Raw genomic sequence first — 14,758 nt, 5'->3', positions numbered from 1 at the left:
GAACGCGGATCGCCGAGTGATGGCTCAGTAGCTGCCGGTGGCGAACTTCGCGATGGGGTCGTCGGCGGTAGCGGGACGCGTGGGCGTGAGCGAATTCGTGGATGCGCGCATCACGTGGGCAGAGGGGTCGGCGGCGGGGATGCGGCCGACTGACGAGGGTTGCTGCGCTTGTTGTCGCTCTTGAATCGAGCGTACCTGCTGTGCTGCCAGCCGGGCGGTGGGTGGCGGTGGTTCGAAGGCATCGGCAGCGGCCGCGATGGGGTCGGGCGCATTCGATGCCGCCGCGACCGCATTCGATTCAGCCTGCGAGTTAGCCTGCGATTCAGCCCGAGATTCGCGTGGCGGCGAGATCGCGTTAGCTGTTTGCGATTGACGTTGTGCGGCGGAAAGCGAAGACGGTGGTGGTTCGAACGGATCTGCGCCGGAGCGGGCAGTTGCGACGACCGGCGACACAGCCCCCGCCGATTGCGCCTGCCGTTGTGCGGCGGACAATGCGGGCGGCGGTGGTTCGAACTGATCGGCTCCGGCTCCGGCTCCGGCTCCGGCTCCGGCTGCGGCTGCGGCTGCGGCGGTGCGGTAGGAACCTGCGGGCGATGCCGTCATTGGCGGAGCGCGCGGCGGTTCATAGCGATCGGCGGTGGTCGCTCCGTTGACCGTCGCTGCAACTTGCGTCGGTGAGCGGTCCGACGCGCCATCCGCCGGGACAGGAACGGGAACCGGAGACGCCAGATACGTCGGTGCATCGAACGGAGCCGGTGCGGCTTTCGGCGACGCGACGCGTCGGATGCCATCGAAACGCTTGGCCCAATAGGGATTGGTGAGGTAATCGAGCCGCACGGTGCCACCAGTCGACGGCGCGTTCACGAAGCGCAGCTTACCCACGTAGATGCCGACGTGCGAATGCGGCCGGCCTGTGGTGTTGAAGAAAATCAGGTCGCCAGGGGCAACTTCGTCGGGTTCAATCGATTCGCCGCGTACGCTCATGTCCGCGGTCGTACGCGGCAGATTCACCGATGCCGCCCGATCCACCACATAGCGTACAAGCCCGCTGCAATCGAAACCTGCCTCCGGCGTATTACCTCCCCAGCGATACGGCACACCCACGAGCGACATCGCCTGAATGGAGATTTCCTCGCGTCCGACGCTGTGATCGACGAAATTCGGGAAGCCGGAGGGGGTGGCGAAGGTTCGATTAGAGGCTGTTGCGTTCGATGCAGCCGGTGCACGCGACACCCGCGTCGGCGCACTGGAGCACGCGGCAACGAGGAGGGTGAGCAGCAGCAGTGACCAGAGTCGACGCATTCGGCAAGGGCGAGCAGAGGGTGAACATAAAACGCTCGCCATGATGGCGGTCTCGCGATACTAGCCCGTCAGACGGGGCACGAGCAAGTTTTCTTGATAAGTCACTTGAGGTTTACGCTGTAAGTGTTGCTTCGGAGAAACGTGTTTTCAAGCTCAAAAACGATGAAAAGACGCAAAAAAGCCCGGCAAGCGATGCTTGCCGGGCTTTCAAAGCGTGTCGAAAATTTAAAGAATCTCGGACGCGTAATCCGCCAGACGTGAGCGCTCGCCACGCGCGAGCGTGACGTGACCGCTATGCGTCCAGCCCTTGAAGCGGTCAACCACGTAAGTCAGGCCCGAACTGCCCTCGGTCAAATACGGCGTATCGATCTGCGCGATATTGCCCAGACACACGATCTTCGTGCCCGGACCGGCGCGCGTGACGAGCGTCTTCATCTGCTTGGGCGTTAAATTCTGCGCCTCGTCGATGATCACGTATTTGTCCACGAAGGTCCGGCCGCGCATGAAGTTCATGCTCTTCACCTTCAGGCGCGATCGGATCAGTTCCTGCGTGGCGGCGCGGCCCCATTCGCCGGCGGCGTCGTCGGTCTTTTGCAGGACTTCGAGGTTGTCATCGAATGCACCCATCCACGGCTGCATCTTCTCCTCTTCCGTACCCGGCAGGAAGCCGATGTCTTCGCCAACCGGAACCGTCGCACGTGTCACGATGATCTCGTTATAGCGCTTGTCGTCGAGCACTTGAGCGAGGCCGGCGGCCAAGGCCATCAGGGTCTTGCCGGTACCGGCCTGACCCAGCAGCGTGACGAAATCCACGTCGGGGTTCATCAGCAGGTTCAACGCGAAATTCTGCTCGCGATTACGCGACGTAATGCCCCACACGTTGTTCTTGTGATGGCTGTAGTCACGCAGCGTTTGCAGCAGCGCTGTCTTGCCATTCAACTCGCGCACGATGCCGTAGAACGACGGTTCGCCGTTCTGCGGCTCGAAATACACGAACTCATTCACCAGCATGGACGCGCATTGCGGACCGGTCACACGGTAATACGTCGTGCCCGTCTTGGTGTCCTGCCAGCTTTCCATGCCCTTCGCGTGCTTCGTCCAGAAATCCGAAGGCAACGCGCGTACGCCGGAATAGAGCAGGTCCTTGTCTTCCAGCACCTGGTCGTTGAAATAATCTTCAGCGGGCAGGCCGAGCGCGTGGGCCTTGATACGCATGTTGATGTCTTTCGACACCAGCACGACCTGGCGATCCGTGCGCTCCTTCTGCAGCGCGCGAACCACGCCGAGAATCTGGTTGTCGGCCTTGCCGACCGGCAGCCCTTCAACCGGCTCAATGTCAGTCAGCGTGGTCTGGAAGTACAGGCGGCCGGTCGCATCGCGATTGCCCAGCGCGGACAACGGCAACCCGGCGGACATCTCGCCGACGTGCGCCACCAATGCATCCAGCGTACGGCTCACCTGACGCGCATTGCGCGCCACTTCCGACATGCCCTTCTTGTGGTTATCGAGTTCCTCGAGCGTCATCATGGGCAGATAGACGTCGTGCTCCTCGAACCGGAACAGCGATGACGGATCGTGCATCAGCACGTTCGTGTCGAGCACGAACAGCTTGCCGATCTCGTTTTCCGGCTGGCCACGCTGGCGGCGCTTTTGCTGACCACGTGGTTGACCCGCTGTGGCCACGGGCGCGGCCGGTGCTTCCGAGCGCGACGGCGCGCGTGCTTCGACCGGCGTGCGGGCGACAGCCGGTGTGGTTTCGACCTGTTCGGCCGGTGCGGCAGCGGGTTGCAGCAACGCCGCGGTTTGTTTCGCACGGCGTGTGCGCGCGGCGGGCGCTGCGTCGGAGGCTTCTACCGCTGAGCCTTTGGCCGCGTTCGCAAGCGTCTCGCTTGCTATTGCGCGCAACGTATTGGCGGTGTTCGCGGCAGCAGGCCGCGAAGCGCCGACGCTCGCGCCAAAATCGGTTTCGGTTTCAACTAGATCGCCGTCGCTTGCCTGCTTTTTCGATGATCGGGCAGGCCGGGCTTTGGCTTTGTATTCTTCAGACGGCAGGAGGTTGCCGAGCTTGACGGGTGCGGTAGGCAAAGGCATGGTTTTCCTCGATAGGATTCGGATCGTATGTCGTGCGTCGCCTGTCGCATCCTGCGTGAGTCTTTCAGGCCTTCAGGCTTTTAGCCAGGAGGCCGTTGGTCTATGCAGTTTGCGCCCGGAGACGCGCTTCGGTTTCGAAAACGCCGGTTCGCCTAGATTTCGATCGGCTCCTTGGAAGTTGCGTCCTGAAGAAAACGGGGATGAAACGCACGGACGGCGCGGGACGCCCAGGGCGCACACGCTGCGGGTAAGGGAGCGTCCGCAAACAAAAAAGCCGCCGTCCCGGACGATGGGACCAGCGGCTCGACAGCGCCTGCTTCAAAGCGCCTTTCAACTTCCGCCACGCCCCTGGATTGCCGGCGTGGCGTGTAGCGGGACCCCGTGCCGGTCGCGGGGAAAACCGCGAAACACCGGACGCTACGTAAAGAGAAATGGAGGGAAGGGCAAGCGCTCATTGCGAATCAATATAACGTGCCTCAAAGCGCTTGTACAGCTTCCACAATCTGCTCGACGTGGCCTGGAACCTTTACGCCACGGAACTCCCGGCGAAGCACGCCCTTCGCGTCCAGCAGGAAGGTCGAACGCTCGATTCCGCGCACTTCCTTGCCATACATTTTCTTCATTTTGATGACACCAAAGAGCGTGCAAATCGCCTCGTCGGAATCGGAAACCAGCGTGTACGGCAGTTCCAGCTTCGCCTTGAAGTTGTCGTGCGACTTCACGCTGTCACGCGAGATGCCGATCACTTCAGCGCCCGCTTTCTTGAATTGCGCATAAAGATCACGGAACTGCAGGCTTTCCGTGGTGCAGCCGGGCGTGTTGTCTTTTGGATAAAAAAACAGCACGACTTTCTTGCCTAGCAAACTGGACAGCGAAAACTCGCCGCCGGTTGCGGGCGCGGTGAAATCGGGAACGGGTTGATCGACTGCGATCGGCACGAAGTTTCTCCATTTTTTATCGGTAGACGCGTGGCTCGTGCGCCAGTTTCTGGAGAGCGAGCACGTTGGAACGGTAGTGCGGATCCGGGAAAGGCTGCAGCTGCCCAGCCGAGCCAGCGACAGATACAGGCGAGAAAACGGCCGGGAAAACAGACACAACCAGCGTTAGTCCGGCTGGAGTATCAGCTCGCCCGCGCGACCAGGAATCTCGCCCCACGCGACAGGGTACGTGGGCAGCGTCGCGCGGTCCAGCGCCGCATGATAGTCGCCCATCGTGCAGAAGCTGTGACCTTGCGCACGCCAGCCGGCCAGCAATTGCTCGAATACCGCGGCCAGCTTTTGTCCTTCCAGCTCGGCGTGCAGCGTGTAGACCTGATCGTGCGCCTGCTTCGACGTGAGACCCAGCAAATGCGCGGCCACGTTGCCCACGTCCACGCCACCCACACCGAGGATTTCATCCAGCGTAGGCAATGTGGTGGGCATCTGGACGTGATTCAGCGTCCGGCCGTCGAGCACCGGAATGTAGGGCGTGTGGCCACGACCATCGGACGCGTATTTCATGCCCCAGGCGTCGATCTGTTCGAACGCATAGCCGTTCATCTGCCAGCCCGCCGCGCCGTGCGTAACGGGCGGTGTGCCGAAGATCTCGGCAAAACGTGCGTGACTGCGCTGCATCTGGCTGGCTGTCCACTCTCGATCGCCGGCACGGACATTGTCCTGCCAGTACACGTGATCCCACGTGTGGATGCCGCACTCGAAACCCGCTTCATGAATCGCGCGCATTTCGGCAACCGCGCGGCGGCCAATGTCCGGGCCCGGCAGAAGCACGCCGTACATAAGCGTCTTGATGCCGTAATGCTCGACCACCGACGTCCGTGACACCTTCTTGAGAAATCCAGGGCGAAACACGCGGCGCAATGCCCAGCCGGTGTGATCGGGTCCTAGGCTGAACAGGAACGTGGCGCGGGCGTGGTATTTGTCGAGCAGGCGCGCGAGATTCGGCACGCCTTCGCGCGTGCCACGCAAGGTGTCGACGTCGATTTTCAGAACGATGCGAGCCACGCGCCGTCCTTAAGACTGATCTTCGACAAGGCGCCGCGCCGTGCCCACATCGCCGCGATAGGCTTCGAAGATCTTGCGCAACGCGTCGTCCATGGTCGCGACCGGTTTCCAGTCGAGTTCCTCGATGGTGTTGTCGATCTTGGGCACGCGGTTTTGCACGTCCTGATAACCCGCGCCGTAATAATCGCCCGACGACGTTTCCACGAGTTGAACCGTCTTCGCGCTCTCAGCGTACTCGCTGATCTCGTTGGCGAGCTTCAGCATTTTGTGCGCGAGTTCACGGACCGAGAAGTTGTTGCTCGGATTGCCGATGTTATAGATCTTGCCCGTCGCCACTCCGTTCTTGTTTTCGATGATCTTCATCAACGCGCCGATGCCATCGTCAATATCCGTGAACGCGCGCTTTTGCGCGCCGCCATCGACGAGGCTGATGTTTTCACCGCGCACGATGTGACCCAGGAATTGCGTGACCACGCGCGAGCTGCCTTCCTTTGGCGTGTAGATCGAATCGAGGCCCGGGCCGATCCAGTTGAACGGGCGGAACAGCGTGAAGTTCAGGCCTTCCATGCCGTAACCCCAGATCACGCGGTCCATCAACTGCTTCGAACACGCGTAGATCCAGCGCGGCTTGTTGATCGGGCCATAGCTCAGTTGCGATTCTTCCGGATCGAATTGCTCGTCGGTGCACATGCCGTACACCTCGGACGTCGACGGAAAAACCAGATGCTTGCCGTATTTCACAGCCGAACGAACGATAGGCAGGTTCGCTTCGAAGTCGAGTTCGAACACGCGAAGCGGCTGCTTCACGTAGGTGGCCGGCGTGGCAATGGCAACCAGCGGCAGGATCACATCGCACTTCTTGATGTGATACTCGACCCACTCCTTGTTGATCGTGATGTCGCCTTCGAAGAAATGCATGCGCTCGTGATTGGCGAGGTCGCCGAGACGGTCGCGTTGCATGTCCATGCCGAAGACTTCCCAGTCGGTCGTCTCGAGAATGCGCTTGGAGAGGTGGTGGCCAATGAAGCCGTTGACACCCAGGATCAGGACTTTTTTCATGAATGAGGAAGGGATTGAGTGAGTCGGCCGAATTCGGCGGGACTGACGACGCGTTCGCCGCCGGCTGGAGTCTGGCTTTCGTCCACGAATGGTTGCCGTAATTCACGGATGGCGACGATGCGGCTGTCGCCGCATACGCCAAACAGCGCATTATCCTTCACGTGCAGGCCAGGGGGCAAATTCGAAACCTCACGCAGGGTCTCGGCGTCGATACCCGGCAAGCCGTTTTCGGGCACGAGACGAGCCCGCGCGATGATAAACCGCTGCTGGCCGATGTCCGTAAAAGCCCCCGGATAGGGCGGCGCGACGGCGCGAATCAGGTTGTAGACCTGCTGCGCGGTTTGCGACCACTCGATGCGGCCATCCTCCGGCTTCCGGCCGCCGAAGTAGCTGCCTTTCGTGAGGTCGTTTGGCAAATGCGGCGCTGCGCCCGCGATCAAAGCCGGCAAGACACGCCACAAGGTTTGTTCTGCGGCGACGGTGGTTTTGTCGAAGACTTGCGCGGCGGTGTCGTCGGGGAGAATGGGCACGGGCGTCTGGGCGAGGATCGCTCCGGCGTCGGGTTTTGCGGCCATCTCGTGCAGCGTCGCACCCGTTTCTGTTTCCCCGTTCAGCACGGCCCAATTGGTGGGCACGCGTCCTCGATACATCGGTAACAACGAACCGTGCATGTTGTACGCGCCGCGGGCGGCAAGCGCGAGCAGGCCGACCGGCAGCATGTGCCGGTAATAGAACGAGAAGATGAAGTCCGGCGCGAGTTCGCTGATTGCGTCATGCAGTTCGGGCGACTTGGGATCGGCCGGCGTGATGACCGTGATGCCATGATCCGCTGCGACCGTCTTCACGCTGCCGAACCAGATGTTCTCGTCCGGATTGTCTTCGTGCGTGACGACGAGCGCGACTTCCACGCCGCGTGCGAGCAGGACCTGCAGGCAGCGCACGCCGACGTTGTGATACGCGAACACGACCGCGCGAGGCTTCGCGCGTGGAGCCCGCGCGGCGCTTGTAGCGCTGGCAGCGGTAGCCGCCGGGTTCATAGCGGCCTCATAGCGGATCGACCTCGCGACTGATTGCTGCTACCGCTTCCTGGCGTGGCATGGTTCGCGCGAGCTTGCCGTCGCGCTCTTCCAGGATGGTCTGCACCAGGTAACGCGGCCGCGCGCGCACTTGCTGATAGATCCGGCCGATATATTCGCCGAGCAGTCCAAGCGCGAAGATGATCACGCCGAGCATGAAGAAGGTGATGGCGAACAGCGTGAACACACCTTCAACTTCCGCGCCGAACATGAAGCGTCGAACCAACAGCAGCAGGAACAGGCCCGCGGACCCCACCGACAGGATCACACCGATGAACGACAACCACTGCAGCGGCACGACCGAGAATCCGGTCACCAGGTCGAAATTGAGGCGGATCAGGCTGTACAGCGAGTACTTCGATTCACCTGCGAAGCGCTCTTCATGCGCGACATCGATTTCAATCGGGTTCTGCGCGAACGTATAGGCCAGCGCCGGAATGAAGGTATTGATTTCACCGCAGCGGTTGATGGTGTCAATGATGTGCCGGCTGTAACCGCGCAACATGCAACCCTGGTCGGTCATCCTGATGCGGGTGATGCGCTCGCGCAGCCGGTTCATCAAGCGCGACGCCTTCTTGCGCCAGAAGCTGTCCTGGCGCTGCTGGCGAATCGTGCCGACGTAGTCGTAACCCTCCCGCATCTTCTCGAGCAGCTTGGCAATTTCCTCGGGCGGATTCTGCAAATCGGCGTCGAGCGTAATGACGCGTTCCCCGCGCGATTGTTCGAAGCCGGCAAGAATGGCCATGTGCTGGCCATAGTTGCCGTTCAGCAGGATCACGCGCGTTGTGTCCGGCCGCGCGCGAAACTGCTGGGCGAGCAACCTCGCCGACTTGTCGCGGCTGCCGTCGTCGATGAAGATCACTTCATACGTCGCGCCGAGCGCGTCAAGCGCGGGAAACAGGCGGGAGAAGAGAGCGTCGAGGCCTTCTTCTTCGTTGTACACCGGGACCACGACCGTTAATTCCGGGCCGGTCGGCAGAAAATCCGTTTGACTCATGTTGACGATGGTTCCGCTAGGTGTCCGTGGTGAAAAATGTGCTTCTTGTTTTGCTGTGCCATCCGCGTGACGTGCTTGCCTGCGCTGCTTAGATGGTGTGCGCCGCGCAGATTTCGTTGACTGCATGCACGACGCGTGTCACGTCGTCCTGGGTCATCTGCGTGAAAAGCGGCAGTGTGACCGTAGATGCGCCATATTTTTCGGCGTGCGGGAACATGCCTTCGTGAAACCCGCGTCCGCGATACAACGTGAACAGGTGCAGTGCCGGGTAATGCATGCCCGTGCCAATGCCGCGTTCTTTCATCAGGCCCATGAACGCCGAGCGCGTAAGCGACAGGCGCTCGAGCGGCAGTGCGATCTGGAACATGTGCCAGTTGCTGTCGGTGAAATTCGGCACCGGCAATTGCACGCCCACTCGCACGGCCGCGCCGTTGGCGAAACTCTCGAAGTATGCGCGTGCCAGCTCGCGGCGTTGTTCCGTGAAACGCTCCACATGCTTGAGCTGGCCGAGGCCGACGCGGGCAGCGACATCGGTGAGATTGTATTTGCCGCCGAGGAGATCGCAATCCATGCCGTCAAAGCCGGTGCGCGTGATGCCTTGCAGCCGGTACTTCTGTGCGAGCACGGCTTCTTCCTCGTTATTCAGGACGAGCGCGCCGCCTTCGATCGACGTGACATTCTTGTTCGCATGAAAGCTAAACGAAATAATGTCACCGAATGAGCCGATCTTCTGGCCGCGCCAGGACGATCCAAACGCCTGGGCCGCGTCTTCGATCACGCGCAGGCCATGCTCGCGCGCAATACCGTACAGCCGGTCCATGTCGACGGGCAGGCCCGACAGATAGACCGGCAGGATTGCCTTGGTGCGCGGCGTAATGGCTTTTTCGAGCAGGTCCAGGTCGATATTGCGCGTGACCGGGTCAATATCCGCGAAAACCGGCGTAGCGCCTGTTTCGATGATCACATTACTGGTCGAGACCCAGGTCATGGGTGTGGTGATGACTTCGTCGCCTTCGCCCACGCCCGCGATCCGCAAGCCAATCTCCATGGTCGCCGTGCCGGAATTGAACGTGCGTACCGGGCGGCCGCCGCAAAAGGCTGACAGTTCGGCTTCGAACTGCTGGTTTTGCGGACCGGTCGTGATCCAGCCTGAACGCAGAACGTCGACGACGCCCTGAATCGTCTCTTCGTCGATCTCGGCGCGTACGAAAGGCAGAAAGGCAAGCGTAGTGGAAGGCACGTTCTGGGTCATAGAAGCTCTGCGAAGGAAAGGAACGGTGAGATCTTTGATACACAGTCTTTGACACACGGTGTCAGCCGGGTTCAGGTTCGCTCAAGCGCTTTTGGCCGCCTGAGCCCCTCAACCTCGCGTCAGTACCACAACGCCGATGAGGATAATGCCGATGCCTACCAGCCGTTGCAATGACAGGATTTCGCCAAATAGATACCACGCCGCGAACGCGTTCACCACGTAGCCGAGCGAGAGCATGGGGTACGCGATGGAGACGTCGACCCGCGACAATCCCACGATCCACACGAAGACGCTGATCACGTAGCATGCCAATCCGCCGATGATCGGCCACTGCGTGGCGATCTTGAAACCGATCGGCACGATGTTTGCCGGCGTGAACTCGAAATGACCGACTGCGTTCACGCCCGCTTTGAGCAGCAACTGGGCGCCGGCGTTCAGCATGACGCCGGTGATGATGCAAATGAAGGATATCGGGTTCATCGTTGGCCGTAATAGGGTTTTTTTCGGAGCGCGGCGAGGCGGTAAGACTTCGTGGCGTCTCGTGGCGTCTCCGGCTTTTGTATTCGCTGGCGGCCGGTGGTCCGGTCAACACGCGGCGCCATTGTTTCAAGGCTGCGGTTTTTCGACAATCACTCTTCGATCGTCCCGCGCTATTACCTGCATGGGTACGTGCTTCGCCAGCAACTCGTCGTACCGGCCGGGCGGCATCAGCGCAAGACCGTAGGGCTGTGTGTTCCAGCGCTGGATCCACTCGTCGATGGTCGGCACCCACTTCTGGGGTTCCGTCGTGACTCCGAACTTCAGTTCGTCGGGTTCCTGGACCATGATCATGGTGTGGCCGAGATAGAACGGCATGGTGTGATCGAGCTTGGCGACAGAGTAGAACGGCGTGTCGGCGGGCAATCGGGCCATGGCGGCTCTTACTGCGGGCACCAACTGCACACCCGAGCTTTCGCGGCCGAACACATCGTGGCCGGTGCCGGCGATCGTGCCCATTAGCAGCCAGGCAGTTCCCAGCAGCATCACGCCACCCATCGAACTGCGCCGGTTCAGCCAGATGGCAGCCAGCGTGACCACGAAGGCTACGGCGAGCGCGGCGTACACCCAGACCTGAAATTCCTTGTACAGCGCGTTGGGCGTGTGGCCACCGCCCATCCGGCCCAAAAAGATTGCGCCAAAAGCCGCCACGACAAGAAACACCGCGTATCCGGTCAGGTGTTTGTGCCATTGGGCGCGCGTGAGGAGCGGCAGGTAGATAGCGATCAGCAGCGCGATGGAAGGCGCGATCGGCAGCGTGTACGACAGCAGTTTCGAATGCGACGCGCTGAAGAACAAGAAGATAAACGCCGACCAGATCAGGAGCAGCGTGACCGGTGCGAAGCCGTTCGGCTGGCGCGGTACCTTCAGCGCATGCCGGACGCTCTGGAACGCCACCGAGAGCCAGGGCAGGAATCCGACGATCAACACCGGCACGAAGTAATAAAACGCACCCGGGCGGTTCTGTTCAGGGGTCAGGTATCGCGCGAATTGCTGCACGATGAAAAAGAAATTGAGGAACTCAGGGTTTTTGATCTGGACCAGAACGAACCACGGCGCGGCAATTAACAGGAACAGGATCAGCCCGCTGCCGATATAGAGGCGGCGCCACAGCGCCCAGTCACGCGCGATCAGCGTGTAGAGCACCAGCACCGCGCCCGGAAGGATCAGGCCGACGAGCCCCTTTGATAACAGCGCGAGCGCCATGCCGGCCCAGCAAAGCCACATCCAGAGGCGGACCTGGGGCGCCGGCAGGTTCGGACGCTGCGCCAGCAGCAAACTGCAGAGCGTGAGTTGCATCCAGAACGACAGGCCCATGTCGAGCGTATCGAAATGGCCCATCAGGTTCCAGTACGGCGAAGTCGCAAGCACGACGGCCGCGCAAAACCCCGTTACACCGTTGAAGACCCGCGTGCCGGTATAGCCGATCAGCAGCACGCCGGCAAAGCCCGTCAACGCGGTATAAAGCCGCGCCTGCCATTCGCCGATACCAAACCACGCGAACGTCAGCGCGTTCGCCCAGGTTTGCAGCGGCGGTTTTTCGAAATACTTGTAGCCGTTGTAACGCGGCGTGATCCAGTCGCCGGTCACGAACATTTCGCGCGCCATTTCGGCGTAACGGCCTTCGTCGCTTGGAACGAGATGGCGCAGGCCCAGCGGCGCGAACCAGATCACGGCGAGTGCCGCGATCAGCAACAGAAGTGAAAGGCGTGTGAGCGGTAGCCGGGAAGGCATATCGTTCATGAGAGTCGACCTGTCCGATGCCGCTTTCGCGGCGCTAGCAAAATCCATGGGGGGCTCGAGTTTGGAGCAATGACGCTTAAGGCCGGCTTAACAGGCGCGTTTGCGGCAAGCCGCGCCGCGTATTCGCTTCGCATTTGCCTCGCATTTGCCACGCATCCGGCCCGCGGCTAGTCCATGCAGGTTCCGCTGGTTCAACAAAGCGCACAAGCCAGCCAAACGGCCAGTACTTGTGCGTTTCGCCGCGCGGCGGGCGATCGCGAACCGGTGCGTCATCCTGCGATGCGCAGAAAACAGGTGTTACCGATGCCGATAGCCGTACCGTTACCGGCGCCGGGCGGCAGTTTATCGCACTGGCGCGCCGAGACCGCGCCGCAGCGTTGCCGCGGCGCTCGTGCAAGCTTCCACCGGCAAGCCGGGATCACGCTTCGATCAGCAGCGCAGCCGCGACCCGGCGGCCTTCCGACATGAGTATGTTGTAAGTGCGGCATGCGGCGCCAAAATCCATTGTCTCCACGCCAATGCGCTGCTGGGAGAGCTTGGCGATGAGTCGCGGATGCGGAAAACGCAGGCGCGTGCCGCTGCCGAAGACGACGACCTCAGGTGCGATCGCGATGAGTGCGTCAAAATCTTCCGGCGTCAGCGCCTCGAACGACGACACGGGCCACTCGATCACCGGTGTTTCCGGCATCACGATGATGCTGCCTTCATGGCGTTGCAGATTGATCGCGACGTAATCGGCGCCGTAACTCGTGATGGTATTGAGCGCGCCGCTGGCTTCCTGATGTAATTTCAAATCGGTATTCCGACAGGCAAGTTGATGGCGAGAGGTGACTGCGCGAGAGGCCTTCGACAACCGGATGGCCTGGCGCACAATGCCGCTTTCATCGGCTCGGGCGGGCACCTGAATGAAGCCAATGTGCACGCGTTTTGCCGGTGGCGCATTGCGAAAGTCACGGATAATCCGCTAAATTATAACTTTTCGTGCGACACGCATGCTCGTGTCCGTTAGCCCACGTTACGGGCATCGACCTGTCGGTATCAGTTGGGAGTTCATTCCCGACTGCCCTGCCGACCATTTGTTGGCACCTTGAGGCCAACACTTTGTAGTGAAGCGAGACCCAGTAGGGCATTTTAGGGTTTCGCCACAGGCGATTCTCTGTATGCCGTCCGTACCGGGAATCGCATTGTAATTGCCTGACTACCGTCAGGTACCGCCCTGTCAGCGGCTTCACCTCCGCCGACAAGGCGGAGTGATGTTTGCAAGTCCCGCGCGTCAAGCAACGGATTCGCTACGGGATACGAGCGAAAGCTCGGTGTGTCATGGTTCGGCTCGGTTCCGCAAGTTGGGGACGGGTAGTGAACCTGCTATACGACTAGCAGTAGCCTAGGAAGACATGCGTCACTGGTAACGGTGGGGTTTGAAGCTCTTCTGACAACGTAGCCCCCGGACGTTCGGGCGGATGGGTGCCGCGAGGTGCTCAGCCGGAGACTCCTAGCAGTGAGGGGGTCGAGGAGCAAGGCTGATTGGTAAGGTTAATGTAAGTGAACTGCTGATAAACCTCGTTAATAATGCGGTGCCTAAGCTGCTGAGTGGCATTTACCAAACGGTGCGCGGTCGGACAATCCGTTGAAAGGTCGGATTGCGTCGTCATCAGACCGCCGGGGAATAGGCAGAACCTAAGCCAGTCGTGTGACATGCCGGGAACGTGGTAAGCCCGTATGGTTGCCAGTGCGGTTTGACTGGCAGGCGGACCGTAAGGAACGCTGTTGATTGTGCGGGTATGGGAGGACGGAAAAAGCGAACGTCGGGCTGTAATGGTCCGGATAGGAGTTGAGACATTACTCCACGCGAAAGCGGGCAGACTTCCGTCTGGTCTACCGTCGCAAGACGGCTGACTACCCTCTGTGTCTTGGTTAGGTACGGGTGCATGCGCCCGTACTGAGGTGTTTGTTGTTCCCCAGCGGGGTGTATCTACCCCGCTGGGGGAGATGCGCCTTCTGCTCGGGGACTTTTCCAAGTAGGAGAGCAGCATGAAAGTATCTAGTCGGAAGACTGGATCTGCGCTTTCCCACGCGCCGGATGACTGGTACGCCGTAGATTGGCGTCGGGTTGAACGGAACGTGAGAGGGATGCAGATTCGAATTGCGAAGGCGACGCGGGAAGGCAAATGGCGCAGGGTGAAAGCCTTGCAACGGATGTTGACCCGCACGTTGTCCGCCAAGTTGCATGCGGTACGACGTGTTACACAAAACCAGGGTGCGCGAACGGCTGGAGTCGATCGTGAACTATGGGATTCGCCTGAAAGTCGACGGCTTGCTGTCGATCGGTTGAAGCGGCGCGGATACAGACCTCTGCCTCTACGGAGGGTCTTTATCCCCAAGGCCAATGGAAAGGAACGCCCTTTAGGCATTCCGACCATGCATGACAGAGCGATGCAAGCTTTGTATTTGCTGGCCTTGGAACCAGTGGCGGAGTCAACGAGCGACCCGAACTCATATGGGTTTAGGAGTCATCGCTCGACAGCCGATGCCCAGTCTCAGTTATTCAAATCCTTGCATGACAAGGGCTCGGCTCCTTGGGTGCTGGAAGCGGATATCAAGGGATGCTTTGACCATATCAACCATGACTGGTTGGAGTGCAATGTCCCGATGGACACAGCAATCCTCCGGAAGTGGCTGAAGGCTGGCCTGATTTATCAAG

General features: G+C 60.5%; 12 protein-coding genes. 1 reads left to right on the top strand and 11 read right to left on the bottom strand.

What is annotated here, in order from left to right; all coding sequences use genetic code 11:
- Positions 1-24: 24 nt before the first annotated feature.
- From BSU04_RS02195 to BSU04_RS02145, 11 genes are all read right to left on the bottom strand, one after another.
- Positions 25-1,302 (bottom strand): C40 family peptidase, encoded by a 1,278-nt coding sequence (locus BSU04_RS02195; protein WP_089159050.1) that lies wholly within the window; start codon positions 1,300-1,302, stop codon positions 25-27.
- 225 nt (positions 1,303-1,527) lie between these two features.
- Positions 1,528-3,393, bottom strand: a complete 1,866-nt coding sequence (locus BSU04_RS02190) for a PhoH family protein (protein ID WP_089159049.1) — start codon at positions 3,391-3,393, stop codon at positions 1,528-1,530.
- A 476-nt stretch (positions 3,394-3,869) separates the two neighbouring features.
- Entirely contained in the window at positions 3,870-4,331 is a 462-nt protein-coding gene (locus BSU04_RS02185) for a peroxiredoxin (RefSeq protein ID WP_089159048.1), read from the bottom strand.
- Positions 4,332-4,496: 165 nt separating this feature from the next.
- A complete protein-coding gene (locus BSU04_RS02180; RefSeq protein ID WP_089159047.1) occupies positions 4,497-5,393 on the bottom strand; it encodes a polysaccharide deacetylase family protein in 897 nt (298 codons plus the stop codon).
- Between the two features lie 9 nt (positions 5,394-5,402).
- Complete coding sequence (locus tag BSU04_RS02175; RefSeq protein ID WP_089159046.1) at positions 5,403-6,452, bottom strand: bifunctional UDP-4-keto-pentose/UDP-xylose synthase; 1,050 nt, start codon at positions 6,450-6,452, stop codon at positions 5,403-5,405.
- Positions 6,449-7,489: a formyltransferase gene (locus BSU04_RS02170; protein ID WP_089159045.1), complete on the bottom strand. Its 1,041-nt coding sequence runs from the start codon at positions 7,487-7,489 to the stop codon at positions 6,449-6,451. Before BSU04_RS02170 ends, BSU04_RS02175 begins: the two co-directional genes overlap by 4 nt.
- 7 nt (positions 7,490-7,496) lie before the next feature.
- Positions 7,497-8,525, bottom strand: coding sequence for a glycosyltransferase (locus BSU04_RS02165; RefSeq protein WP_089159044.1), 1,029 nt, complete (start codon positions 8,523-8,525; stop codon positions 7,497-7,499).
- An 88-nt stretch (positions 8,526-8,613) separates the two neighbouring features.
- A complete protein-coding gene (locus BSU04_RS02160; protein ID WP_089159043.1) occupies positions 8,614-9,777 on the bottom strand; it encodes a DegT/DnrJ/EryC1/StrS family aminotransferase in 1,164 nt (387 codons plus the stop codon).
- Between the two features lie 108 nt (positions 9,778-9,885).
- Positions 9,886-10,257, bottom strand: a complete 372-nt coding sequence (locus tag BSU04_RS02155; RefSeq protein ID WP_089159042.1) for an SMR family transporter — start codon at positions 10,255-10,257, stop codon at positions 9,886-9,888.
- A gap of 126 nt (positions 10,258-10,383) precedes the next feature.
- On the bottom strand, positions 10,384-12,057 hold the full coding sequence (locus BSU04_RS02150; RefSeq protein WP_089159091.1) for a glycosyltransferase family 39 protein: 1,674 nt from the start codon (positions 12,055-12,057) through the stop codon (positions 10,384-10,386).
- Positions 12,058-12,475: 418 nt separating this feature from the next.
- Complete coding sequence (locus BSU04_RS02145) at positions 12,476-12,850, bottom strand: Mth938-like domain-containing protein (RefSeq protein ID WP_089159090.1); 375 nt, start codon at positions 12,848-12,850, stop codon at positions 12,476-12,478.
- 1,238 nt (positions 12,851-14,088) lie between these two features.
- On the opposite strand from BSU04_RS02145, the gene BSU04_RS02140 reads away from it, so the two are divergent.
- Positions 14,089-14,758, top strand: a 670-nt coding sequence (locus BSU04_RS02140) for a reverse transcriptase N-terminal domain-containing protein (RefSeq protein ID WP_179258177.1), incomplete at its 3' end; no start/stop codon positions are given.

The sequence above is a fragment of the Caballeronia sordidicola genome (assembly GCF_002220365.1).
In the GTDB taxonomy this organism is placed as follows: domain Bacteria; phylum Pseudomonadota; class Gammaproteobacteria; order Burkholderiales; family Burkholderiaceae; genus Caballeronia; species Caballeronia sordidicola_C.
This window is presented reverse-complemented; position numbering and strand designations above follow the sequence as displayed.